Source organism: Buttiauxella sp. BIGb0552, from assembly GCF_004366275.1.
Taxonomy (GTDB): domain Bacteria; phylum Pseudomonadota; class Gammaproteobacteria; order Enterobacterales; family Enterobacteriaceae; genus Buttiauxella; species Buttiauxella gaviniae.
Genome location: NZ_SODY01000004.1, coordinates 323052 through 347207 on the forward strand (window position 1 = coordinate 323052; position 24156 = coordinate 347207).

General features: G+C 50.2%; 22 protein-coding genes, 6 tRNA genes and 3 other RNA genes. 30 read left to right on the forward strand and 1 reads right to left on the reverse strand.

Features of this window, described 5'->3' with window-relative positions:
* Positions 1-69: 69 nt before the first annotated feature.
* The 30 genes from sdhC (at position 70) to pnuC (ending at position 23144) form a co-directional block, all read left to right on the forward strand.
* Positions 70-474, forward strand: a complete 405-nt coding sequence (gene sdhC / locus EDF88_RS13620) for a succinate dehydrogenase cytochrome b556 subunit (protein WP_064512637.1) — start codon at positions 70-72, stop codon at positions 472-474.
* The gene (sdhD, locus tag EDF88_RS13625; protein WP_034458774.1) at positions 468-815 is read left to right on the forward strand and encodes a succinate dehydrogenase membrane anchor subunit; all 348 of its coding nucleotides are present in this window, start codon (positions 468-470) and stop codon (positions 813-815) included. The genes sdhC and sdhD overlap by 7 nt, the downstream gene beginning before the upstream one ends.
* A complete protein-coding gene (sdhA, locus tag EDF88_RS13630) occupies positions 815-2581 on the forward strand; it encodes a succinate dehydrogenase flavoprotein subunit (protein ID WP_064512634.1) in 1767 nt (588 codons plus the stop codon). Before sdhD ends, sdhA begins: the two co-directional genes overlap by 1 nt.
* A 15-nt stretch (positions 2582-2596) precedes the next feature.
* On the forward strand, positions 2597-3313 hold the full coding sequence (locus tag EDF88_RS13635; protein WP_064512632.1) for a succinate dehydrogenase iron-sulfur subunit: 717 nt from the start codon (positions 2597-2599) through the stop codon (positions 3311-3313).
* 205 nt (positions 3314-3518) lie between these two features.
* Positions 3519-6326, forward strand: coding sequence for a 2-oxoglutarate dehydrogenase E1 component (gene sucA, locus EDF88_RS13640; RefSeq protein WP_064512627.1), 2808 nt, complete (start codon positions 3519-3521; stop codon positions 6324-6326).
* Between the two features lie 14 nt (positions 6327-6340).
* The gene (gene odhB / locus EDF88_RS13645) at positions 6341-7567 is read left to right on the forward strand and encodes a 2-oxoglutarate dehydrogenase complex dihydrolipoyllysine-residue succinyltransferase (RefSeq protein WP_064512625.1); all 1227 of its coding nucleotides are present in this window, start codon (positions 6341-6343) and stop codon (positions 7565-7567) included.
* Positions 7568-7675: 108 nt separating this feature from the next.
* Entirely contained in the window at positions 7676-8842 is a 1167-nt protein-coding gene (gene sucC, locus EDF88_RS13650) for an ADP-forming succinate--CoA ligase subunit beta (protein ID WP_064512623.1), read from the forward strand.
* Entirely contained in the window at positions 8842-9714 is an 873-nt protein-coding gene (sucD, locus tag EDF88_RS13655; RefSeq protein WP_034458762.1) for a succinate--CoA ligase subunit alpha, read from the forward strand. Before sucC ends, sucD begins: the two co-directional genes overlap by 1 nt.
* A gap of 1038 nt (positions 9715-10752) precedes the next feature.
* Positions 10753-12321 (forward strand): cytochrome ubiquinol oxidase subunit I, encoded by a 1569-nt coding sequence (gene cydA / locus EDF88_RS13660; RefSeq protein ID WP_064512621.1) that lies wholly within the window; start codon positions 10753-10755, stop codon positions 12319-12321.
* Positions 12322-12336: 15 nt separating this feature from the next.
* Positions 12337-13476, forward strand: coding sequence for a cytochrome d ubiquinol oxidase subunit II (gene cydB / locus EDF88_RS13665; protein ID WP_064512618.1), 1140 nt, complete (start codon positions 12337-12339; stop codon positions 13474-13476).
* A gap of 14 nt (positions 13477-13490) precedes the next feature.
* Positions 13491-13604 carry a cytochrome bd-I oxidase subunit CydX gene (gene cydX, locus EDF88_RS13670; RefSeq protein WP_064512614.1) on the forward strand — a complete coding sequence of 38 codons (114 nt, stop codon included), beginning with the start codon at positions 13491-13493 and terminating at the stop codon, positions 13602-13604.
* A complete protein-coding gene (gene ybgE / locus EDF88_RS13675; protein WP_034458756.1) occupies positions 13604-13897 on the forward strand; it encodes a cyd operon protein YbgE in 294 nt (97 codons plus the stop codon). The genes cydX and ybgE overlap by 1 nt, the downstream gene beginning before the upstream one ends.
* A 147-nt stretch (positions 13898-14044) precedes the next feature.
* Complete coding sequence (gene ybgC / locus EDF88_RS13680; RefSeq protein ID WP_034458754.1) at positions 14045-14449, forward strand: tol-pal system-associated acyl-CoA thioesterase; 405 nt, start codon at positions 14045-14047, stop codon at positions 14447-14449.
* Positions 14446-15132 (forward strand): Tol-Pal system protein TolQ, encoded by a 687-nt coding sequence (tolQ, locus tag EDF88_RS13685; RefSeq protein WP_074391983.1) that lies wholly within the window; start codon positions 14446-14448, stop codon positions 15130-15132. Before ybgC ends, tolQ begins: the two co-directional genes overlap by 4 nt.
* A gap of 10 nt (positions 15133-15142) precedes the next feature.
* Positions 15143-15574: a colicin uptake protein TolR gene (gene tolR / locus EDF88_RS13690; RefSeq protein ID WP_034497142.1), complete on the forward strand. Its 432-nt coding sequence runs from the start codon at positions 15143-15145 to the stop codon at positions 15572-15574.
* A gap of 28 nt (positions 15575-15602) precedes the next feature.
* Entirely contained in the window at positions 15603-16904 is a 1302-nt protein-coding gene (tolA, locus tag EDF88_RS13695) for a cell envelope integrity protein TolA (RefSeq protein WP_134185179.1), read from the forward strand.
* A gap of 127 nt (positions 16905-17031) precedes the next feature.
* Positions 17032-18324 (forward strand): Tol-Pal system beta propeller repeat protein TolB, encoded by a 1293-nt coding sequence (gene tolB, locus EDF88_RS13700; RefSeq protein ID WP_034458746.1) that lies wholly within the window; start codon positions 17032-17034, stop codon positions 18322-18324.
* Positions 18325-18350: 26 nt separating this feature from the next.
* Positions 18351-18872 (forward strand): peptidoglycan-associated lipoprotein Pal, encoded by a 522-nt coding sequence (gene pal, locus EDF88_RS13705; protein WP_064512605.1) that lies wholly within the window; start codon positions 18351-18353, stop codon positions 18870-18872.
* Positions 18873-18881: 9 nt separating this feature from the next.
* Positions 18882-19676: a cell division protein CpoB gene (gene cpoB, locus EDF88_RS13710; RefSeq protein WP_134185181.1), complete on the forward strand. Its 795-nt coding sequence runs from the start codon at positions 18882-18884 to the stop codon at positions 19674-19676.
* Positions 19677-19840: 164 nt separating this feature from the next.
* Positions 19841-19916, forward strand: a tRNA-Lys gene (locus EDF88_RS13715).
* A gap of 15 nt (positions 19917-19931) precedes the next feature.
* A non-coding RNA gene (locus tag EDF88_RS13720) (RtT sRNA) lies at positions 19932-20057 on the forward strand.
* 44 nt (positions 20058-20101) lie between these two features.
* Positions 20102-20177, forward strand: a tRNA-Lys gene (locus EDF88_RS13725).
* Positions 20178-20219: 42 nt separating this feature from the next.
* Positions 20220-20295: transfer RNA gene (locus EDF88_RS13730), tRNA-Lys, on the forward strand.
* A 195-nt stretch (positions 20296-20490) separates the two neighbouring features.
* Positions 20491-20566, forward strand: a tRNA-Lys gene (locus EDF88_RS13735).
* A gap of 15 nt (positions 20567-20581) precedes the next feature.
* Positions 20582-20707, forward strand: a non-coding RNA gene (locus EDF88_RS13740) — RtT sRNA.
* A 33-nt stretch (positions 20708-20740) separates the two neighbouring features.
* Positions 20741-20816 (forward strand) — tRNA-Val (locus EDF88_RS13745).
* A 3-nt stretch (positions 20817-20819) separates the two neighbouring features.
* Positions 20820-20895 (forward strand) — tRNA-Lys (locus tag EDF88_RS13750).
* 15 nt (positions 20896-20910) lie between these two features.
* Positions 20911-21036, forward strand: a non-coding RNA gene (locus EDF88_RS13755) — RtT sRNA.
* A gap of 225 nt (positions 21037-21261) precedes the next feature.
* Positions 21262-22323, forward strand: a complete 1062-nt coding sequence (gene nadA / locus EDF88_RS13760; protein ID WP_134185183.1) for a quinolinate synthase NadA — start codon at positions 21262-21264, stop codon at positions 22321-22323.
* A gap of 104 nt (positions 22324-22427) precedes the next feature.
* Positions 22428-23144: a nicotinamide riboside transporter PnuC gene (pnuC, locus tag EDF88_RS13765; RefSeq protein ID WP_064512594.1), complete on the forward strand. Its 717-nt coding sequence runs from the start codon at positions 22428-22430 to the stop codon at positions 23142-23144.
* On the opposite strand, the gene zitB is transcribed toward pnuC, so the two are convergent.
* Positions 23145-24077, reverse strand: coding sequence for a CDF family zinc transporter ZitB (zitB, locus tag EDF88_RS13770; protein WP_134185185.1), 933 nt, complete (start codon positions 24075-24077; stop codon positions 23145-23147).
* Positions 24078-24156 lie beyond the last annotated feature (79 nt).

A 24156-nucleotide genomic window follows, 5' to 3' on the forward strand; every position in this document is an offset into this window, starting at 1 on the left:
ACAGTTATAGAAAGTTCACGCTGTCTGACCCCGCCTGCAGATCCGGAGGAAGGAAACTATAAGAACAGCATGTGGGCGCTATTCATGATAAAAAATGCGAAAAAACAAAGACCTGTAAACCTCGATCTCACAACGATGAGGTTCCCCGTCACTGCAATCGCTTCCATCCTCCATCGTGTATCCGGCGTGATCACCTTTGTGGCTGTAGGCATCCTACTGTGGTTGTTAGGCCAGTCACTCTCGTCTCCAGAAGGCTTCCTTGTTGCGTCAGCAATAATGAGTAGCTTCTTTGTTAAATTCATTATGTGGGGCATCCTCACAGCACTGGCTTATCACGTTGTTGTGGGCATCCGCCACATCATGATGGACACCGGTTTGCTGGAAGAAACCCTGATAGCGGGCAAACGATCCGCGATGATTTCATTTGTTATTACTGTCGTGCTTTCACTTCTCGCAGGAGTCCTCGTATGGTAAGCAACGCCTCCGCATTAGGTCGCAATGGTGTGCATGACTATATATTGGTCCGTGCCTCCGCCATCGTAATCACCCTGTACATCATTTATATGATCGGGTTCTTCGCTGTTACCGGCGATTTAACCTACGAGGTCTGGAGTGGTTTCTTCGGCTCCGCCTTCACCAAAGTGTTCACTCTGCTGACATTGTTCTCAATTTTGATCCATGCCTGGATTGGCATGTGGCAGGTGTTGACCGACTACGTTAAACCAGTGGCGATTCGTCTTGGGCTGCAACTTGTTATTGTTGTTGCACTGCTGGTTTACGTCATTTATGGATTCGTTGTGGTGTGGGGTGTGTAATGAGTTTACCAGTCAGAGAGTTTGATGCAGTTGTGATCGGTGCTGGTGGTGCAGGTATGCGCGCCGCACTGCAAATTTCACAAGGCGGCCAGACTTGTGCCTTGTTATCTAAAGTTTTCCCAACCCGTTCCCATACCGTGTCTGCGCAGGGTGGTATTACCGTAGCTCTCGGTAATACCCATGAAGACAACTGGGAATGGCATATGTATGACACGGTAAAAGGTTCCGACTATATCGGTGACCAGGATGCCATTGAATATATGTGTAAAACCGGCCCGGAAGCGATTCTGGAACTGGAGCACATGGGGCTGCCGTTCTCCCGTCTTGATGATGGCACTATTTATCAGCGTCCGTTTGGCGGCCAGTCGAAAAACTTTGGCGGCGAGCAAGCGGCACGTACTGCGGCAGCGGCTGACCGTACCGGTCACGCATTACTGCACACGCTTTATCAGCAAAACCTGAAGAACAAAACCACCATCTTCTCTGAATGGTATGCGCTTGATCTGGTGAAAAACGCTGATGGCGCAGTGGTCGGTACGACCGCGCTGTGTATCGAAACCGGCGAAGTGGTTTACTTCAAAGCGAAAGCGACCATCCTGGCAACGGGTGGTGCAGGCCGTATTTATCAGTCCACGACTAATGCCCACATCAATACTGGTGACGGTGTTGGTATGGCGCTGCGTGCCGGTGTTCCGGTGCAGGATATGGAAATGTGGCAGTTCCACCCAACCGGTATCGCCGGGGCAGGGGTTCTGGTCACAGAAGGTTGCCGTGGTGAAGGCGGGTATCTGCTGAACAAACACGGCGAGCGTTTCATGGAGCGTTACGCGCCAAATGCTAAAGACCTTGCTGGACGCGATGTTGTTGCTCGCTCCATCATGATTGAAATCCGTGAAGGTCGCGGTTGTGACGGCCCATGGGGTCCACACGCTAAACTGAAACTCGACCACCTTGGTAAAGAGGTTCTCGAATCTCGTCTGCCGGGCATCCTCGAGTTGTCTCGTACCTTTGCACACGTCGACCCAATTAAAGAGCCTATTCCGGTTATCCCAACCTGCCACTATATGATGGGCGGCATTCCAACCAAAGTAACGGGCCAGGCGCTGACTGTGAATGAGCAGGGCGAAGACGTTCTGATTCCAGGTCTGTTTGCGGTAGGTGAAATCGCTTGTGTATCCGTTCACGGTGCAAACCGTCTGGGCGGTAACTCTCTGCTCGACCTGGTGGTATTTGGCCGCGCTGCGGGCATGCATTTGCTGGAGTCTATCGCCGAGCAAGGCGAACTGCGTGATGCCACCGAAGACGAAATTAATGCCGCGCTGGAACGCCTGAACCGCTGGAATGGCAACCGTAACGGCGAAGATCCGGTACTAATCCGTAAAGCGCTTCAGGAATGTATGCAGCACAACTTCTCGGTATTCCGTGAAGGTGACGCGATGGCTAAAGGCCTTGAGCAACTGAAACAAATCCGCGAACGCCTGAAAAATGCCCGTCTGGATGATACTTCAAGCGAGTTCAACACCCAGCGTGTTGAGTGCCTTGAGCTTGATAACCTGATGGAAACCGCTTTTGCTACCGCTGTTTCCGCTAACTTCCGCACCGAAAGCCGTGGCGCGCATAGCCGCTTCGACTACCCGGACCGTGACGATGCAAACTGGTTGTGCCACAGCCTGTATCTGCCTGAGTCGGAAAGCATGACGCGCCGTGAGGTGAACATGCAGCCGAAACTGCGTCCGGCATTCCCGCCGAAAGTGCGTACTTATTAATAGCGGAGCAAAGTGATGAAACTCGAATTCTCTATTTATCGCTACAACCCGGATGTTGACGATGCTCCGCGTATGCAGGAGTACACCCTGGAAGGGGAAGAAGGGCGCGACATGATGTTGCTTGACGCGCTGATGCAACTTAAAGAAAAAGACCCGACGTTGTCTTTCCGTCGTTCATGCCGTGAAGGGGTTTGTGGCTCCGATGGTGTGAACATGAACGGCAAGAATGGCCTGGCTTGTATCACGCCAATCTCCGCATTGGGTAACGGAAAGCAGAAGATTGTCATCCGTCCACTGCCTGGATTACCGGTTGTGCGCGATCTGGTTGTGGACATGGGGCAATTCTATGCCCAATATGAGAAGATTAAGCCTTACCTGTTGAATAATGGGCAAAATCCACCGGCTCGTGAGCATTTGCAGTCACCTGAACAGCGTGAGAAGTTGGATGGTTTGTACGAGTGTATTCTGTGTGCGTGCTGCTCGACATCCTGCCCATCATTCTGGTGGAACCCGGACAAATTCATTGGTCCGGCAGGTTTACTGGCGGCATACCGCTTCTTGATTGACAGCCGTGATACTGAAACCGCAAGTCGTCTTGACGGAATCAGTGATGCTTTCAGCGTATTCCGCTGCCATAGCATTATGAATTGCGTCAGTGTTTGTCCTAAGGGATTGAACCCGACGAAGGCTATCGGCCACATTAAGTCGATGTTGCTGCAAAAGAGTGCCTAGCTTTTCGTCCCCTCTCCCGTGGGAGAGGGGAATAAATCGCAGGAAATCTTTAAAAACTGCCCTGTTGTGACAGTTTTTAAAGGTTCCTTCTTGAGCCGCCTGGAAAGGAAAAGGCTCGTAGTTGTGGACCCCGGTAATGCGTACATATTCTGTACGCAATAGTTATTCACGGCGAAATAAGCATAAAAATGCTTAAGGGATCACGATGCAGAACGGCGAAATGAAAGCCTGGCTGGATTCCTCTTACCTGGCAGGTGCAAACCAGTCCTGGATAGAGCAGCTCTATGAAGACTTCTTAACCGATCCTGACTCTGTTGATGCGCACTGGCGCTCAATGTTCCAGCAATTACCTGGAACCGGGGCCAGACCGGATCAATTCCATTCCAAAACACGTGATTATTTCCGTCGTCTGGCGAAGGATGCCTCACGTTATTCCACCGCAATCACCGACCCTGACACCGACGTTAAGCAAGTCAAAGTGTTGCAGCTTATCAACGCATGGCGTTTCCGTGGCCATCAGGCAGCAAACCTTGACCCGCTTGGCTTGTGGAAACAGGACGCGGTTCCCGATCTTGACCCAGCATTCCACAACCTGACTGAAGCCGATCTCCAGGAAACCTTCAATGTGGGTTCTTTTGCCAGCGGCAAAGAGACCATGAAGCTTGCTGACTTGATTGATGCACTCAAGCAGACGTATGGCGGTTCGATCGGTGCGGAATATATGCACATCACCAACACTGAAGAGAAACGCTGGATTCAACAGCGAATTGAATCAGTGGTGGGGCACTCAACGTTTACCGTTGAAGAAAAGAAACGCTTCCTGAGCGAGCTGACCGCAGCAGAAGGCCTTGAGCGTTACCTGGGTGCGAAATTCCCGGGCGCGAAACGCTTCTCGCTTGAAGGCGGTGACGCACTGGTGCCAATGCTCAAAGAGATGATCCGCCACGCGGGTAAGAGCGGCACACGTGAAGTGGTTTTGGGCATGGCACACCGTGGCCGCCTGAACGTACTGATCAACGTACTGGGTAAAAAGCCGCAGGAGTTGTTCGACGAATTTGCTGGTAAACATAAAGAGCACCTCGGCACTGGCGATGTGAAGTACCACATGGGCTTCTCATCTGACGTTGAAACCGAAGGCGGCTTGGTTCACCTGGCGCTGGCGTTTAACCCGTCGCACCTTGAAATCGTAAGCCCAGTGGTTATCGGTTCTGTGCGTGCGCGTCTGGACCGTCTGGAAAAACCAGGCATTAACCAGGTCCTGCCAATCACCATTCACGGTGACGCAGCGGTTGCCGGGCAGGGCGTGGTTCAGGAAACCCTGAACATGTCCAAAGCGCGTGGTTACGAAGTGGGCGGTACCGTTCGCATCGTTATCAATAACCAGATTGGTTTCACCACGTCTAACCCACTGGATGCGCGTTCCACGCCGTACTGTACCGATATCGGTAAGATGGTGATGGCACCGATTTTCCACGTGAATGCGGATGACCCGGAAGCGGTCGCGTTTGTGACCCGTCTGGCACTGGATTTCCGTAACACCTTTAAGCGCGACGTGTTTATCGACCTGGTTTGCTACCGTCGCCATGGTCACAACGAAGCTGATGAGCCAAGTGCAACTCAGCCAGTGATGTACCAGAAAATCAAGAAACACCCGACTCCGCGTAAGATTTACGCAGACCGTCTGGAGCAGCAAAAGCTGGCGACGCTTGAAGATGCCACCGAAATGGTGAATCTGTACCGTGACGCACTGGATGCTGGCGAGTGTGTGGTTGAAGAATATCGCCCAATGAACATGCACTCATTTACCTGGTCGCCATACCTCAACCACGAGTGGGATGAGAGCTATCCGAACAAGGTAGAGATGAAGCGTTTGCAGGAGCTGGCTAAGCGTATTAGCAGCGCACCTGAAACCGTTGAGATGCAGTCACGTGTGGCGAAAATCTACAGTGACCGTATGGAAATGGCGAACGGCGCGAAGAAATTCGACTGGGGTGCTGCTGAAAATCTGGCGTACGCAACTCTGGTTGATGAAGGCGTTTCAGTGCGTCTGTCTGGTGAAGACGTGGGTCGTGGCACCTTCTTCCACCGTCACGCTGTGATTCACAACCAGACTAACGGTTCCACTTACACGCCGCTTCAACACGTTCACAACAGCCAGGGCGAGTTCAAAGTATGGGACTCCGTGCTGTCTGAAGAAGCTGTACTGGCATTCGAATACGGTTATGCGACGGCTGAACCGCGCACATTGACCATCTGGGAAGCTCAGTTTGGTGACTTCGCCAACGGGGCTCAGGTTGTGATTGACCAGTTCATCAGTTCCGGTGAGCAGAAGTGGGGCCGTATGTGTGGCTTGGTTATGCTGCTGCCACACGGCTACGAAGGCCAGGGACCGGAGCACTCCTCTGCGCGTTTGGAACGTTATCTCCAGCTGTGCGCGGAACAGAACATGCAGGTTTGCGTCCCTTCGACTCCAGCACAGGTTTACCACATGCTGCGTCGTCAGGCGCTGCGTGGTATGCGCCGTCCGTTGGTGGTGATGTCACCGAAATCTTTACTGCGTCACCCACTGGCGGTTTCCACCATGGATGAACTGGCTAACGGAACCTTCTTGCCTGCAATTGGCGAAGTTGACGAGCTGGATCCTGCTGGCGTGAAACGCGTGGTAATGTGTTCTGGTAAGGTTTATTACGATTTGCTGGAACAGCGTCGTAAGAACGGCCAGAAAGATGTGGCAATTGTGCGCATCGAACAGTTATATCCATTCCCGCATCAGGCTATGCAGGAAGTGTTGAAACCATTTGCTCACGTACATGATTTTGTCTGGTGCCAGGAAGAGCCGCTTAACCAGGGCGCCTGGTACTGCAGCCAACACCATTTCCGTGAAGTAGTTCCATTTGGATCAGGTCTGCGTTATGCAGGTCGCCCAGCCTCCGCTTCACCTGCGGTAGGGTACTTGTCCGTTCACCAGAAGCAGCAGCAAGATCTGGTTAATGACGCGCTGAACGTCGATTAATTAAAGGATAAAAAATGAGTAGCGTAGATATTCTAGTTCCTGACCTGCCTGAGTCCGTTGCCGATGCAACCGTTGCTACCTGGCATAAAAAACCGGGTGACACCGTTACCCGTGACGAAGTGCTGGTGGAAATCGAAACTGACAAAGTGGTACTGGAAGTACCGGCGTCTGCAGATGGTATTCTGGATGCTGTACTGGAAGATGAAGGTACAACCGTAACTTCTCGTCAAATTTTGGGCCGCCTGCGTGAAGGTAACAGCGCCGGTAAAGAGACTTCTGCGAAAACAGAAAGCAAAGAGTCTACCCCGGCACAGCGCCAGCAGGCTTCTTTGGAAGAGCAGAGCAATGACGCACTCAGCCCAGCTATTCGCCGCCTGATTGCAGAGCATTCTCTGGATGCTAATGCCATTAAAGGCAGCGGCGTCGGTGGCCGTATCACCCGTGAGGATGTTGATAAGCATCTGACTCAGGCGAAAGCGGCTCAACCTGCGGCAGCGAAACCGGCTGCTGAAACTAAAGCTCCGGTTGCACCAATTGCTGGCCGTAGCGAAAAACGCGTTCCAATGACTCGCCTGCGCAAACGCGTTGCTGAGCGTCTGTTAGAAGCGAAAAACTCCACCGCCATGCTCACTACGTTTAACGAAGTGAACATGAAGCCAATCATGGATCTGCGTAAGCAGTACGGTGATTCTTTCGAAAAACGCCACGGTGTACGTCTGGGCTTCATGTCCTTCTACATCAAAGCGGTGGTTGAAGCGCTGAAACGCTATCCAGAAGTGAACGCTTCTATCGATGGCGAAGACGTGGTTTACCACAACTACTTCGACGTGAGCATCGCGGTTTCTACTCCACGTGGCCTGGTAACACCAGTACTGCGTGATGTTGACACCCTGGGTATGGCTGACATCGAAAAACGCATCAAAGAGCTGGCAGTGAAAGGCCGTGACGGCAAACTGACCGTTGAAGATTTGACTGGCGGTAACTTCACCATCACCAACGGTGGTGTGTTTGGTTCCCTGATGTCAACGCCGATCATCAACCCGCCGCAGAGCGCAATCCTAGGTATGCACGCTATCAAAGACCGTCCGATGGCGGTTGAGGGTAAAGTTGAGATCTTGCCGATGATGTATCTGGCACTGTCTTACGATCACCGCCTGATCGATGGCCGTGAATCAGTGGGTTATCTGGTAGCAATCAAAGAATTGCTCGAAGACCCGACTCGTCTGTTGCTGGACGTTTAGTTTTAAAGCATCACCTGCACTGTAGGCCGAAAGCTGCGCGCCATCTGGCATTAATAGCGCACCGGCCTACAGGTTTATAACGATTACCCTGAAGGATGGATAGAACTCATGAACTTACACGAGTATCAGGCGAAACAGTTGTTTGCTCGATATGGCCTGCCGGCTCCAGTCGGTTACGCCTGTAATACACCGCGTGAAGCGGAAGAAGCGGCATCAAAAATTGGTGCAGGTCCGTGGGTGGTAAAATGTCAGGTTCATGCTGGTGGCCGCGGTAAAGCGGGCGGCGTGAAAGTGGTCAACAGCAAAGAAGACATCCGTGCTTTTGCTGAGCACTGGCTGGGCAAACGCCTGGTTACCTACCAGACAGACGCAAATGGCCAGCCAGTTCACCAGATTCTGGTTGAAGCTGCGACTGACATTGATAAAGAACTGTATCTTGGCGCGGTGGTTGATCGTAGCTCCCGTCGCGTTGTGTTTATGGCGTCTACCGAAGGTGGCGTTGAAATTGAGAAAGTTGCGGAAGAAACCCCGCACCTGATCCACAAAGTTGCACTGGATCCGCTGGCAGGCCCAATGCCTTACCAGGGCCGTGAACTGGCATTCAAACTGGGTCTGGAAGGTAAGCAGGTTCAGCAGTTCACTAAGATCTTTATGGGTCTGGCGAACATCTTCCTTGAGCGTGACCTGGCACTTATCGAAATCAACCCGCTGGTCATCACTAAGCAGGGCGACCTGATTTGTCTCGATGGCAAACTGGGCGCTGACGGCAACGCACTTTTCCGTCAACCAGAGTTGCGCGAAATGCGTGACCCAAGCCAGGAAGATGCACGTGAATCGCAGGCGGCACAGTGGGAACTGAACTACGTTGCGCTTGATGGCAATATTGGTTGCATGGTTAACGGTGCGGGCCTGGCAATGGGCACCATGGACATCGTTAAACTGCACGGCGGCGAACCAGCGAACTTCCTGGACGTTGGCGGCGGCGCAACCAAAGAACGCGTTACCGAAGCATTCAAAATCATTCTGTCTGACGACAAAGTGAAAGCGGTTCTGGTGAACATCTTCGGTGGTATCGTACGTTGTGACCTGATCGCAGACGGTATCATCGGTGCGGTTGCCGAAGTGGGTGTTAACGTTCCAGTGGTAGTACGTCTGGAAGGTAACAACGCTGAATTGGGCGCGAAGAAACTGGCAGATAGTGGCCTGAATATTATTGCAGCGAAAAGTCTGACGGACGCAGCGCAGCAGGTTGTTGCTGCAGTGGAGGGGAAATAATGTCCATTTTGATCGATAAAAATACCAAGGTTATTTGCCAGGGTTTCACCGGCAGCCAGGGGACTTTCCACTCCGAGCAGGCGATTGCATACGGTACGCAAATGGTTGGCGGTGTTACGCCAGGCAAAGGCGGCACTGAGCACCTCGGCCTGCCAGTATTTAACACTGTGCGTGAAGCCGTAGAAGCAACTGGTGCGACCGCATCTGTAATCTACGTTCCAGCACCGTTCTGCAAAGACTCCATTCTGGAAGCAATCGACGCAGGCATTAAGCTGATTATCACTATCACTGAAGGCATCCCGACGCTGGATATGCTGACTGTGAAAGTGAAACTGGACGAAGCTGGCGTGCGCATGATTGGGCCAAACTGCCCAGGCGTTATCACCCCGGGCGAGTGCAAAATCGGCATCATGCCAGGCCACATTCACCTGCCAGGCAAAGTGGGTATCGTTTCCCGCTCAGGCACACTGACCTATGAAGCCGTTAAACAGACGACGGATATCGGTCTGGGCCAGTCTACTTGCGTAGGCATCGGCGGTGACCCGATCCCTGGCTCTAACTTCATCGATATTCTGAAGATGTTCCAGGAAGATCCGAAGACTGAAGCTATCGTGATGATCGGTGAGATCGGCGGTAGCGCTGAAGAAGAAGCAGCGGCCTACATCAAAGAGCATGTCACCAAGCCAGTTGTTGGTTATATCGCGGGTGTCACTGCGCCGAAAGGCAAGCGTATGGGCCACGCAGGCGCCATCATCGCGGGTGGTAAAGGTACTGCGGATGAGAAATTCGCAGCGCTGGAAGCCGCAGGCGTGAAAACCGTTCGCAGCCTGGCTGACATCGGTGACGCACTGAAAGCTATTTTGCCTCAGTAAGCAGAACTAATAAAAATTGTTCGACATGGTTGGCCGCTCAATGAGCGGCCTTTTTTATGGCCAAAATTTGCGGTCATTGATTACTGTATTCACATAACAGACACTTATGGCACCTTGAGTGATTTGGCTGCCTGAGTAGCTTAAAAAGCCGAAAGCCTCTCACTTCAACTGCTGGCATCGCTGTTTGAGCCTTATTACCAGCGTGTTGAATATCAAAAAGTGCAAATGGATGAAAATTCACTGTAACAACAATCAGCAAGGGGAGGGAAGCACTAACCTTTCCACTCTCACCTACCGTAAGAATCTCATCTGGTAATGGCACGCCGAGCGTAATCCTGCTTTTTTTTAAGGTCGGATTTTTTAAGTGGTTTATGTTTTAAAAGACTACACTACTGACTACTAACCTTATCAAAAACAGCGCCTTGTTAAATAATGTGGCATTAAAAGTAAATCAATTGTTAATTTCGGATGGGGGAAGAGACGGCCTGATGAAAATAGCGCGTGAAGATAAAAAACCATCGCTGTTAACGTTCGGAATTTATTTTTTAACTTATCTGCAATAAATAGTTTTTGTTTATGGATATCACTTTTCCATTAACCTTAGTGATATCTCCAAAACATATCATTAACATCAAATTTACTATTAATTTAAGCGGGAAACTAAATTAACAATCAGGGAATAAATTGCGCTAGATCAATATCTAAAACTGGATAGTGGTATGCAAAACAGCGTAAATTGTTGCAGATCAAACTGGCTGTTAAGGGACATTTTCGCTATAAATTGATCACTGTCGAGAAACGTAAATAACACTAAGCAATTACCTATTTATTGTAGGGAAATTGCAGGGTAATATATTTGCGGATTATTTTTGGTTTTTATTAACGTGTTTGTAACCTTTCATCTTTCTTCGTTACATGCAAATAAAATGACGAAGAGATGAAGTCTGGAAGCTAATGTTTTTGTATTAGGGCATGCGTTGTGGTTTTCCTTACGGTGAGCCACGGTCGAAGTCTTCATGCGAAGAGCAAGGAGTCAAGATGTTGGATATTGTCGAACTGTCGCGCTTACAGTTTGCCTTGACCGCGATGTACCACTTTCTGTTTGTGCCACTAACGCTCGGTATGGCGTTTTTGTTGGCCATCATGGAAACAGTGTACGTTCTGTCAGGTAAGCAAATTTATAAAGATATGACCAAGTTCTGGGGCAAGTTGTTTGGTATCAACTTTGCTTTGGGCGTGGCTACCGGTTTAACCATGGAGTTCCAGTTCGGTACAAACTGGTCTTACTATTCACACTACGTGGGTGACATTTTTGGTGCCCCACTGGCCATCGAAGGCTTGATGGCATTCTTCCTTGAATCCACCTTTGTAGGTCTGTTCTTCTTCGGTTGGGATCGTCTGGGCAAAGTTCAGCACATGGCGGTAACCTGGCTGGTGGCACTTGGCTCCAACCTTTCCGCACTGTGGATTCTGGTCGCTAACGGCTGGATGCAGAACCCGATTGCTTCCGACTTCAACTTCGAAACCATGCGTATGGAGATGGTCAGTTTCTCCGAACTGGTCCTTAACCCAGTTGCGCAGGTGAAATTCGTTCACACCGTAGCGTCTGGTTACGTATGTGGCGCGATGTTCATCCTCGGTGTGAGTTCTTACTACTTGCTTAAAGGCCGTGACGTTGCATTTGCGAAGCGTTCTTTTGCAATCGCTGCAAGCTTCGGTATGGCGGCAATCCTGTCTGTCATCGTGCTGGGTGATGAATCCGGTTACGAAATGGGTGACGTGCAGAAAACCAAATTGGCCGCTATTGAAGCTGAGTGGGAAACTCAACCAGCTCCAGCTGCGTTTACGCTGTTTGGTATCCCGGACCAGGACAAGCAAGAAAATAGCTATGCGATTCAGATCCCATACGCGCTTGGCATCATCGCCACCCGTTCTGTGGATAAGCAAGTTATTGGTTTGAAAGACCTGATGGTGCAGCACGAAGAACGTATTCGTAACGGCATGAAGGCTTATAGCCTGCTGGAACAGTTACGTGCAGGTTCTAAAGACCAGGCCGTTCGCGATAACTTTGAGTCTGTTAAGAAAGACCTGGGTTATGGCCTGCTGCTCAAACGCTATACCCCGAACGTTGCTGATGCGACGGAAGAGCAAATTCAGAAAGCAACGAAAGACTCAATTCCTCGTGTAGCTCCGCTGTACTTTGCATTCCGTATCATGGTTGGCTGTGGCTTCCTGATGCTGTTCATCATCGCGGCTTCGTTCTGGACTGTGACGCGTAATGCAATCGGCTCGAAAAAATGGCTGTTGCGTGCGGCGCTCTATGGTATCCCGTTGCCGTGGATTGCGATTGAATCTGGTTGGTTTGTTGCCGAATACGGTCGTCAGCCATGGGCTGTTGGTGAGGTATTGCCAACTGCGGTTGCTAACTCCTCTCTGACTGTGGGCGATCTGATCTTCTCCATGGTACTGATTTGCGGCCTTTACACGCTGTTTATGGTGGCGGAACTGTTCCTGATGTTCAAATTTGCTCGCCTTGGGCCGAGCAGTCTGAAAACAGGTCGCTATCACTTTGAGCAGTCCAATGTGACCTCTCAGCCGGCACGCTAAGACAGGAGTCGTCAAATGATCGATTATGAAGTATTGCGTTTTATCTGGTGGCTGCTGGTTGGCATTCTGCTGATTGGTTTTGCAGTCACCGATGGCTTTGATATGGGCGTAGGTATGTTGTCCCGTGTCATTGGCAAAACAGATGTTGAACGCCGCATCATGGTGAACTCCATCGCCCCTCACTGGGATGGTAACCAGGTATGGCTCATCACCGCTGGTGGCGCATTGTTCGCTGCCTGGCCGATGGTTTATGCAGCAGCGTTCTCTGGTTTCTATGTGGCAATGATTCTGGTGCTGGCTTCATTATTCTTCCGTCCGGTAGGTTTTGACTACCGTTCGAAGATTGAAGACATGCGTTGGCGTGGCATGTGGGACTGGGGCATTTTCATCGGTAGTTTTGTGCCGCCGTTGGTTATCGGTGTGGCGTTCGGCAACTTGCTGCAAGGCGTGCCGTTCCACGTTGATGAGTATCTGCGTCTGTACTACACAGGTAACTTCTTCCAGTTGCTGAACCCGTTTGGTCTGTTGGCTGGTGTCGTGAGCGTTTCCATGATCCTTGCTCAGGGTGCAACTTACCTGCAAATGCGTACTGTGGGTGAACTGCATCTGCGTGCTAAAGCCGCTGCGCAAATTTCAGCGCTGGTGATGATGGTGTGCTTCGCACTTGCAGGTGTTTGGGTGATTTACGGCATCGATGGTTACGTTGTGACTTCAGAGCTGAACCACCATGCAGCATCGAATCCGCTGACTAAAGAAGTCGCTCGTCAGGCTGGTGCCTGGATGGTGAACTTCAATAATATGCCGATTCTGTGGCTCATCCCGGTTCTGGGTGTGGTTCTGCCACTGTTGACTGTGCTGATGTCTCGTCTTGAGAAAGGCGCGATGGCATTCGTGTTCTCCTCATTGACTCTGGCTTGTGTCATTCTGACTGCCGGTGTGGCGATGTTCCCGTTCGTGATGCCTTCGAGCACCATGTTGAACGCTAGTCTCACTATGTGGGATGCAACATCCAGCCAGTTAACTCTGAATGTGATGACCTATGTTGCTGCGGTATTTGTACCGATCATTCTTATCTACACCACCTGGTGTTACTGGAAGATGTTCGGTCGAATCACCAAAGAGCATATCGAAAGCAACACCCACTCTCTGTACTAAGTAAGGAGCTGATTATGTGGTACTTTGCATGGATTCTGGGGACGCTTCTTGCCTGTGCTTTTGGCATCATTACCGCCCTGGCACTTGAGCACGTTGAAGCTGCTAAAGCTGGTAAAGAAGAAATTTGATGGAAGCAATTATCGCGAAGCTTTATGCGGTAATGGATAAGAGCCCTTTAAGGGCTCTTTCCTTGATAATGGCATTAGTTCTTGCCGTGTGTATATTTTGGGACCCGTCCCGCTTTGCGGCGAAAACCAGCAGTCTTGAAATCTGGCATGGTTTTTTGCTGATGTGGGCTGTATGCACTGGCGTAATTCATGGCGTGGGTTTTCGCCCTCGCAAAGTGCTGTGGCAGGGGGTTTTTAGCCCCTTACCTGCACAATTAGTCTTGCTGGCAGGACTGGCTATTTTCTTCTTCTGATGTTTCTTTAACCTCAAAGATTTTCACACAATATTTATGGGCTTTAACAAGCCCATAAATATTTACCTAACGTTTAATGCAACCCATTCCCAACCCCCATCCTCTTGCGTATAGTAGCAACGTTAAATTGCATTACCGGGATGTATTGTGAGTACAACGCTGTTTCGATGGCCGGTTCGTGTCTATTACGAAGACACTGACGCCGGTGGTGTGGTATACCACGCCAGTTATGTTGCTTTCTATGAAAGAGCACGCACTGAAATGTTGCGCCATCACCATTTTAGCCAGCAAGATTTGTTGGCAGAGCGCGTCGCCTTTGTTGTCCGCAGAATGACGGTGGATTATTTGGCGCCTGCCCGACTCGACGATTTACTCGAAATCCAAAGTGAAATTACATCGATGCGTGGTACCTCTATGGTATTTACACAGCGAATCGTCAATGCCGATAATCAGGTACTCAACGAAGCTGAGGTCCTGATCGTCTGTGTTGATCCACACCTAATGAAGCCTCGTGCGCTTCCCAAGTCTATTGTCGCGGAGTTCAAGCAGTGACTGACATGAATATCCTTGATTTGTTCCTGAAGGCAAGCCTTCTGGTCAAATTTATCATGTTGATTTTGATTGGTTTTTCCATTGCATCATGGGCAATCATTATTCAGCGAACGCGAATCCTCAATGCTGCTACTCGTGAAGCAGAAGCATTTGAAGATAAGTTCTGGTCGGGCATTGAATTGTCCCGTCTCTATCAAGAAAGCCAGGGCCGCCGTGACAGTCTTGCTGGCTCTGAACAAATTTTCTATTCAGGCTTTAAAGAGTTTGCCCGACTGCATCGTGCTAACACACACGCACCTGAAGCGGTCGTTGAAGGGGCATCTCGCGCCATGCGTATTTCCATGAGCCGTGAGTTGGAAACGCTAGAAACGCACATTCCTTTCCTCGGAACCGTGGGTTCCATCAGCCCGTATATCGGTCTGTTTGGTACGGTTTGGGGGATCATGCACGCCTTTATCGCACTCGGTGCGGTGAAACAAGCGACATTGCAGATGGTTGCTCCAGGTATTGCAGAAGCACTGATTGCAACTGCAATCGGCCTGTTCGCTGCAATCCCAGCGGTTATGGCGTATAACCGCCTGAACCAACGTGTGAACAAACTGGAATTGAATTACGACAACTTCATGGAAGAGTTCACGGCTATCCTGCACCGTCAGGCTTTTACCAGCAGCGATAAGCAGTAAGGGGTAAGTCATGGCCAGACGTGGACGTGGGCGTGGTCGTCGGGAATTAAAGTCCGAAATTAACATCGTTCCTCTGCTGGATGTACTGTTGGTGTTGTTGCTTATTTTTATGGCAACGGCTCCCATCATTACACAGAGCGTTGAGGTAGATTTGCCGGATGCGACAGATTCGCAGACGGTGAGCAGTAACGATGAACCGCCGGTCATTATTGAAGTGTCCGGGGTAGGGCAGTACAGCGTGGTGGTTGAGAAAGACCGTATGGACCAGTTGCCATCTGAACAGGTTATTGCGGAAGCACAGCGTCGTTTGCAGGCAAATCCGAAAACGGTCTTTTTGATCGGGGGTGCTAAAGATGTTCCTTATGAGGAAATCATCAAGGCACTTAACATGCTGCATAGCGCAGGTGTGAAATCCGTCGGTCTGATGACGCAGCCAATCTGATCCATCTCGCGATATTTGGGAACCGATAGTGTCAAAGGCAACCATAGAAAACGATAAGCTCAAGCGCGCGATAATCGTCTCAGTGATCCTGCATATCATTTTGATTGCAGTCCTGATTTGGAGTTCGTTTGACGAGCACATCGACGCCAGTGCTGGCGGCGGTGGGGGTTCGGCTATTGACGCGGTCATGGTCGACCCAGGTGCAGTTGTTCAACAGTACAATCGCCAGCAGCAACAGCAGTCGAGCAGCAAACGTGCAGCGGAGCAACGCGAGAAACAAGCGCAACAACAGGCTGAAGAACTTCAGGAAAAACAGGCTGCCGAACAACAGCGTCTGAAGCAACTGGAGAAAGAACGCCTCGAAGCGCAGGAACAAGCGAAGCAACAAGCAGATCAGCAGAAGCAAGCGCAAGAAGCAGCGAAAGAAGCGCAGGAGCAACAGAAGCAAGCCGAAGCAGCGGCGGCGAAAGCCAAAGCAGACGCCAAAGCTCAAGCTGATGCTCAGGCAAAATCTCAGGCTGACGCCCAGGCGAAGGCTGCGGAAGAAGCGGCGAAGAAAGCTGCTGCAGATGCACAAAAGAAAGCCACTGAGGAAGCAGCTAAAAAAGCCGCTGACGCAGAGAAAAAGGCAGCTGCTGAAGCCGCAGCTGCGGCGAAAAAATCTCAGCAAGAAGCCGAGAAGAAAGCCGCAGATGCTGCAGCGAAGAAAGCTCAGCAGGATGCTGAGAAGAAAGCTGCCGCTGAAGCCGCTAAAAAGGCTGCTGATGCTGAGAAAAAAGCAGCAGCAGAAGCTGCCGCAGCCGAGAAAGCTGCGTCTGAAAAAGCCGCGGCTGATAAGGCTGCTGCTGCAAAAGGTGCTGCTGATAAGAAAGCTGCAGCAGATGCTAAGAAAAAGGCTGCTGCTGAGAAAGCTGCTGCCGATAAAGCTGCCGCTGCTGGTGTTGACGATCTATTTGGCGACTTGAGCTCAGGTAAGAATGCACCGAAAACTGGCGCAGGAGCGAAAGGTAACGGTCAGCCTGCGAAAGACAGTGGTACAAATGGTGCTAACGGTGGGGCAACAGGTTCTGATATTAGTGCCTATGCAGCTCAAATCCGAAGTGCTATTCAGAGTCGTTTGTATGATGCGAGCCTCTATCAAGGTAAAACTTGCGTCCTGCATATCAAGCTAGGTCCAGATGGGCTTTTGCTTTCTGCGACACCTGAAAGTGGTGATCCTGCTTTATGTCAGGCCGCATTGACAGCAGCAAAAACTGCCAAAATTCCTAAGCCGCCTAGTCAGGCAGTTTATGAAAAAGTAAAGGATGCCAAACTAGACTTTAAACTGTGATTACCTCTATGTAATTTGGGTAAGCCTATACTTCGGTATTCACAGGGTTTTGGTAGTTTTGTGTATTTGAGTTTGTTAACATTCTGCTAAATTATCGTGGGCTTTGGGTCCAGATAAGGGAGATATGATGAAGCAGGCATTTCGAGTAGCTTTAAGTTTTTTAATGCTGTGGGCAGCAGTACTGCACGCAGAAGTCCGTATTGAGATCACCCAAGGGGTGGACTCAGCACGTCCAATTGGTGTTGCGCCATTTAAATGGGGAGGCCCTGGTGCTGCGCCAGAAGATATTGGTGGCATCGTTGCAGCAGACTTACGTAACAGCGGCAAATTCAATCCACTGGATCGTTCACGCTTACCGCAGCAGCCTGGCTCCGCTCAGGAAGTGCAACCGGCCGCGTGGACTGCTCTGGGTATTGATGCCGTTGTTGTAGGCCAGGTTACACCAAATGGTGATGGCAGCTATACCGTTGCTTACCAGTTGGTTGATACTTCTGGTGCACCTGGTACTGTGCTTGCGCAGAACTCCTACAAGGTGAACAAACAGTGGATTCGCTATGCTGGTCATACCGCAAGTGATGAAGTGTTTGAGAAGCTGACAGGCATTAAAGGTGCGTTCCGTACTCGTATCGCTTATGTGGTGCAGACTAACGGCGGCCAGTTCCCGTATGAACTGCGCGTATCTGATTACGATGGCTACAACACCAATGTTGTCAAACGTTCTCCTGAACCGCTGATGTCACCAGCATGGTCTCCTGACGGCAGCAAACTGGCTTATGTAACATTTGAAAGTGGCCGTTCTGCTCTGGTTATCCAGACTCTGGCAAATGGTGCAATTCGTCAGGTAGCTTCGTTCCCTCGTCATAACGGTGCGCCAGCGTTTTCTCCAGACGGCAGCAAACTGGCCTTCACGCTATCTAAAACCGGTAGTATGAACCTGTATGTTATGGACATAGCTTCTGGTCAGATTCGTCAGGTAACTGATGGACGCAGCAACAATACAGAACCAACGTGGTTCCCGGATAGCCAGAATGTAGCTTATACCTCTGACCAGGCTGGGCGTCCGCAGATTTATAAAGTGAATATCAACGGTGGTGCTCCACAGCGTCTGTCCTGGGAAGGTCCTCAGAACCAGAATGCTGATGTGAGTTCCGACGGTAAGTTTATGGTGATGGTGAGCTCCAATAGTGGGCAGCAACACATCGCCAAACAGGATCTGGTAGCGGGTGGCGTACAAACTTTATCGTCAACGTTCCTGGATGAAACGCCAAGTCTGGCACCTAACGGCACGATGGTAATCTACAGCTCTTCTCAGGGGATGGGATCTGTGCTGAATCTGGTCTCAACAGATGGGCGTTTCAAAGCGCGTCTTCCGGCAACCGATGGTCAGGTTAAATCTCCTGCCTGGTCGCCGTATCTGTGATAATAAAATATTAAAGGATCAAAGAAATGCAACTGAACAAAGTGCTGAAAGGGCTGATGCTGGCACTGCCTGTTATGGCAATCGCTGCGTGTAGTTCTAACAAGAGCGCCAACAACGAGAGCGGCGAAGGTATGCTGGGCGCCGGCACTGGTATGGACGCTAACGGTAGCAATGGCAACATGTCATCTGAAGAACAGGCTCGCCTGCAGATGCAACAGCTGCAACAGAACAACATCGTATACTTCGGTCTGGATAAGTATGATGTTTCTTCTGACTTCGCTGCAATGCTGGATGCACACGCTAACTTCCTGCGTAGCAACCCATCTTACAAAGTGACCGTAGAAGGTCATGCGGACGAACGTGGTACCCCGGAATATAACATTGCCTTGGGTGAGCGTCGTGCTAGCGCTGTTAAGATGTACCTGCAAGGTAAAGGCGTTTCTGCAGACCAGATCTCCATCGTTTCTTACGGTAAAGAAAAACCAGCAGTACTGGGTCATGACGAAGCGGCTTACGCTAAAAACCGTCGTGCCGTACTGGTTTACTAAGAGAACTGCATGAACAGTAACCTCAGACATCACTTGTTGAGTCTGTCGTTACTGGTTGGCATAGCGGCCCCCTGGGCCGCTACTGCTCAGGCGCCAATCAGTAGTGTCGGCTCAGGCTCGGTCGAAGACCGTGTCACTCAACTCGAGCGTATTTCTAACGCTCATAGTCAACTTTTAACCCAACTCCAACAACAACTCTCTGATAATCAAAATGATATTGATTCCCTGCGTGGTCAAATTCAGGAAAGCCAATACCAATTGAATCAGGTTGTTGAGCGTCAGAAGCAAATTTTATTGCAGATAGACAGCCTTGGTAGTGGTGGTGCAGCAGGACAAGCGGCTGGTAGTACCGATCAGGGGGCTGCAGCGGCAGCTACACCTGATACTGGTGCGGCAGCTCAGACACCTGCAGCAGCCCCTGCGCAAGGTGGTGATGCTAACAGCGACTACAATGCGGCTATTGCCATGGTGCAGGATAAGTCCCGTCAGGATGAAGCCCTTGCTGCATTTCAGAGTTTTGTTAAAAAGTACCCGGATTCAACTTACCAGCCAAATGCAAATTATTGGTTAGGTCAGTTGAATTACAACAAGGGGAAAAAGGATGATGCGGCGTTTTATTTTGCCTCTGTGGTGAAAAATTACCCGAAATCACCTAAGGCTCCAGATGCAATGTATAAAGTCGGTGTGATCATGCAAGACAAAGGCGATACCGCAAAAGCGAAAGCTGTGTATCAACAAGTGATCAAACAGTTCCCAAATACCGATGGCGCAAAGCAGGCTCAAAAACGTCTGAATGCGATGTAGTGTGTGCGGCCTGACCAGATATTGTTGCTTTTCTGGTCAAGCCGGACAAAACACAAGCCATTAGGTGATCTTGATCGAAATTCTTGTTGCGTCAAAATCTTAAATCAGTAATATATGCCGCCGTTGCCAAGGGATATCAAACAAACCGAAAGTGACACGAAATTGGGGCGTTAGCTCAGTTGGTAGAGCAGTTGACTTTTAATCAATTGGTCGCAGGTTCGAATCCTGCACGCCCCACCAATTTCGATGTAGTACGAAGTCAGTGAATCGTGAAGGGTTTGAACCTGCAGCAGGTTCGAGTTGAGCGAAAGCGAAACAGCGTTGCGTAGCAACGACCCGGAGGGTGAGGCCAAAGGCCGAATCATCCTGCACGCCCCACCAATTTCGATGTAGTAAGTGTTTGAAGAAGCAGTAAACCGCATTGCGGGGCGTTAGCTCAGTTGGTAGAGCAGTTGACTTTTAATCAATTGGTCGCAGGTTCGAATCCTGCACGCCCCACCAATCGATGTAGTAAGTGTTTGAAGAAGCAGTAAACCGCATTGCGGGGCGTTAGCTCAGTTGGTAGAGCAGTTGACTTTTAATCAATTGGTCGCAGGTTCGAATCCTGCACGCCCCACCAATTTCGAAGCAGTACGAAGTAAGTGAATCGTGTAGGGTTTGAACCTGCAGCAGGTCGACAAAATCGTCGGGAACGATTTTGAACGCCGCTCGCGGCGGCCCGGAGGGCGAGTCTCAGGAAGAGACGAGTAATCATCCTGCACGCCCCACCAATCTCGATGTAGTAAGTGTTTGAAGAAGCAGTAAACCGCATTGCGGGGCGTTAGCTCAGTTGGTAGAGCAGTTGACTTTTAATCAATTGGTCGCAGGTTCGAATCCTGCACGCCCCACCAATATTTAAGTAGTGCGAAGTCAGTGAGTCGTGAAGGGTTTGAACCTGCAGCAGGTTCGAGTTGAGCGAAAGCGAAACAGCGTTGCATAGCAACGACCCGGAGGGTGAGGCCAAAGGCCGAATCATCCTGCACGCCCCACCAATATTTAAGTAGTGCGAAGTAGTACCGAAGTTTGGGTGATTAGCTCAGTTGGTAGAGCACCTCCTTTACACGGAGGGGGTCGGCGGTTCGAGCCCGTCATCACCCACCATTCGGGGCGTTAGCTCAGTTGGTAGAGCAGTTGACTTTTAATCAATTGGTCGCAGGTTCGAATCCTGCACGCCCCACCAATTTCGATGTAGTACGAAGTCAGTGAATCGTGAAGGGTTTGAACCTGCAGCAGGTTCGAGTTGAGCGAAAGCGAAACAGCGTTGCGTAGCAACGACCCGGAGGGTGAGGCCAAAGGCCGAATCATCCTGCACGCCCCACCAAATTCAGAAAAAAGCGCCTTTTGGCGCTTTTTTCGTTTCTACAGCCTGAACGAGTTCCTCCTGCTGCAGAGGGAAGGCATTGGGCTGAGGTAACTGTAAATTCCCCACGACAATTCCGCCGTAATTCGCTATCTTGTTTAGCATACAAAACAACCGTGGCCATTTCTGGTGGGTCTTCGCCAGAATAGTGCTAATTTGGTTAAGTCAGTCAAACGAGAAAGCACTATGAGCGTAATGTTCGATCCAGAAGCAGCGATTTATCCCTTCCCACCTAAACCACAGCCTTTGAGCGCGGATGAAAAGCAATTTTACCGTGAGAAAATCAAGCGTCTGCTGAAAGAGCGGAATGCTGTGATGGTGGCTCATTACTACACTGATCCTGAAATTCAGGCTCTGGCTGAAGAGACGGGGGGCTGTATCTCTGATTCGCTGGAGATGGCGCGTTTCGGAGCCAATCATCCAGCAACCACGCTGTTGGTTGCCGGGGTACGCTTTATGGGGGAAACCTCGAAAATCCTTAGCCCAGAAAAAACCGTTCTGATGCCAACTCTGAATGCAGAGTGCTCTTTGGATCTCGGCTGCCCAATCGAAGAGTTCAACGCCTTCTGCGATCAACATCCTGATCGCACAGTGGTGGTCTATGCTAATACTTCCGCAGCGGTAAAAGCGCGTGCGGATTGGGTTGTGACTTCCAGCATTGCAGTTGAATTAATTGAACATCTGGACAGTCTGGGCGAGAAAATTATTTGGGCTCCGGATCGTCATCTGGGAAATTACGTTCAAAAGCAGACTGGCGCTGACGTGTTGTGCTGGCAGGGCGCGTGTATCGTACATGACGAGTTCAAAACTCAGGCGCTAACGCGCATGAAGGCACTTTATCCTGATGCAGCTGTATTGGTTCACCCGGAATCACCGCAAGCAATCGTTGATTTGGCCGATGCTGTCGGTTCTACCAGCCAGCTGATTGCTGCAGCGAAAACGTTGCCCCACAAGAAACTGATAGTGGCCACGGATCGTGGCATTTTCTACAAAATGCAGCAGGCATGCCCGGATAAAGAATTGTTTGAAGCGCCAACCGCAGGAGAAGGTGCAACGTGCCGTACCTGTGCACATTGCCCATGGATGGCGATGAACGGCCTTAAAGCCATCGCTGAGGGGCTAGAACAAGGCGGATCGGCACACGAGATCCATGTTGATGCTGCGCTGCGTGAGGGCGCGCTGGTGCCTTTAAATCGAATGTTAGATTTTGCCGCTGAGTTGCGACGCAATGTTAAGGGTAATGCGTAAGGGTTTTTATCCTGTCATATTTGAAGCTGCATCTGCGTTGGCTACGTTCACGTATCCTTGATGCAGCTTCAATTATTTTGGGAATACCTTAAAAAGGAGCGAATATGGACTTTTTTAGCACGCAGAACATTTTGGTTCACATACCCATCGGGGCTGGCGGGTATGATTTATCGTGGATTGAGGCAGTCGGGACACTAGCGGGTTTACTCTGTATCTGGCTGGCAAGCCTTGAGAAAATCAGCAACTACGCATTTGGTTTAATTAACGTCACTCTATTTGCGATTATTTTCTTCCAGATTCAACTCTACGCGAGCCTTCTGCTACAATTGTTCTTCTTTGCGGCTAATATTTATGGCTGGTATGCCTGGTCGAGACAGACCAGTGACAATCAGGCTGCACTCCATATCCGTTGGTTACCATTACCTAAGGCGCTGGCCTGGATTGTATTCTGCGTCGGTGCTATTGGACTGATGACAATCTTCATCGACCCAGTATTTGCTTTCCTGACTCATACGGCGGTTTCCGTTATGCAGGCTTTAGGCATGAATGTAACGATGCCTGATCTTCAACCTGACGCTTTCCCATTCTGGGACTCTTGCATGATGGTACTGTCCATCGTTGCGATGATTCTGATGACTCGTAAGTACGTCGAAAACTGGCTACTTTGGGTGATCATTAACATGATTAGCGTGGTTGTTTTTGCCTTGCAGGGCGTCTATGCAATGTCGCTGGAGTATTTGATCCTGACGTTTATTGCGCTCAACGGTAGCCGTATGTGGATCAAAAGTGCGCATGAACGTGGCTCACGCGCCTTTTCCTAATCAGTGGTGATGATGAGCATGGCCAGGATGGTCATGCTCGTTTAAATCGCAATCCTGCCCATGGCAAAGCTGATACTCCATCTGCACCGTGGCATGCTCAATCTGATATTCCTCTTTTAAAAAATGATGGATGCGTTCTAGCAGAGCATCATGATCGTGTGGAGGTACCACCTGAACATGCAGAGTCATCAACGGCTTCTCACCAACTAACCAGATATGGACATGATGAACATTCCTTACTTCCGGAATAGTTCTGGCCAGTTTGCGCTTTAGTACCGGAATATCAAAAGCATGAGGTGCGCCTTCGAGAAGCTCATTGACGCTCTCTTTAAGCAAACTCCATGCGCTACGTAGCACCAGGCACGAAACCAGGATGGAAAGGATAGGGTCAATAGGTGTCCAGCCTGTCCAAAGAATGATCAGTGCCGCAGCAATGGCTCCTACCGAACCTAACAAATCTCCTAAAACGTGCAGGGCTGCGGCGCGAACGTTAATATTTTTTTCTTCGTTTCCGCGATGCAATATCCAGAACGAAAATAGATTCGCCAGTAACCCGGCAAACGCAATAATCAGCATCGTCCAGCCGGCTATGGGTTGCGGATGATAAAAACGGACTACTGCCTCCCAGACAATCAGAATCGTAATTACCACCAGAGCAATGGCATTCACAAAGGCAGCAAGTGTCGTCAACCTTAACCAACCGAAGGTATGGCGAGTATTTGGTGGACGGCGCGCAAACTGTACTGCCAGCAAAGCCACCAGTAATGCCGCTGCATCTGTCAGCATATGACCCGCGTCAGCGAGTAGGGCAAGCGAGCCAGAAAGCACACCACCGATGACTTCGGCCACCATAAATAGCGCTGTGACGGCAAAAGCCCACAGAAGGCGCCTGGAGTTGGAATCACTCGGGGTATGTTGATGTGTATGCGCCATGGTTCCTCTGTATCCGTAAAGCAACAATGCGCTAATTATAAACACTAACATTGTTAACTTGTTGAATAACGCTCATAAA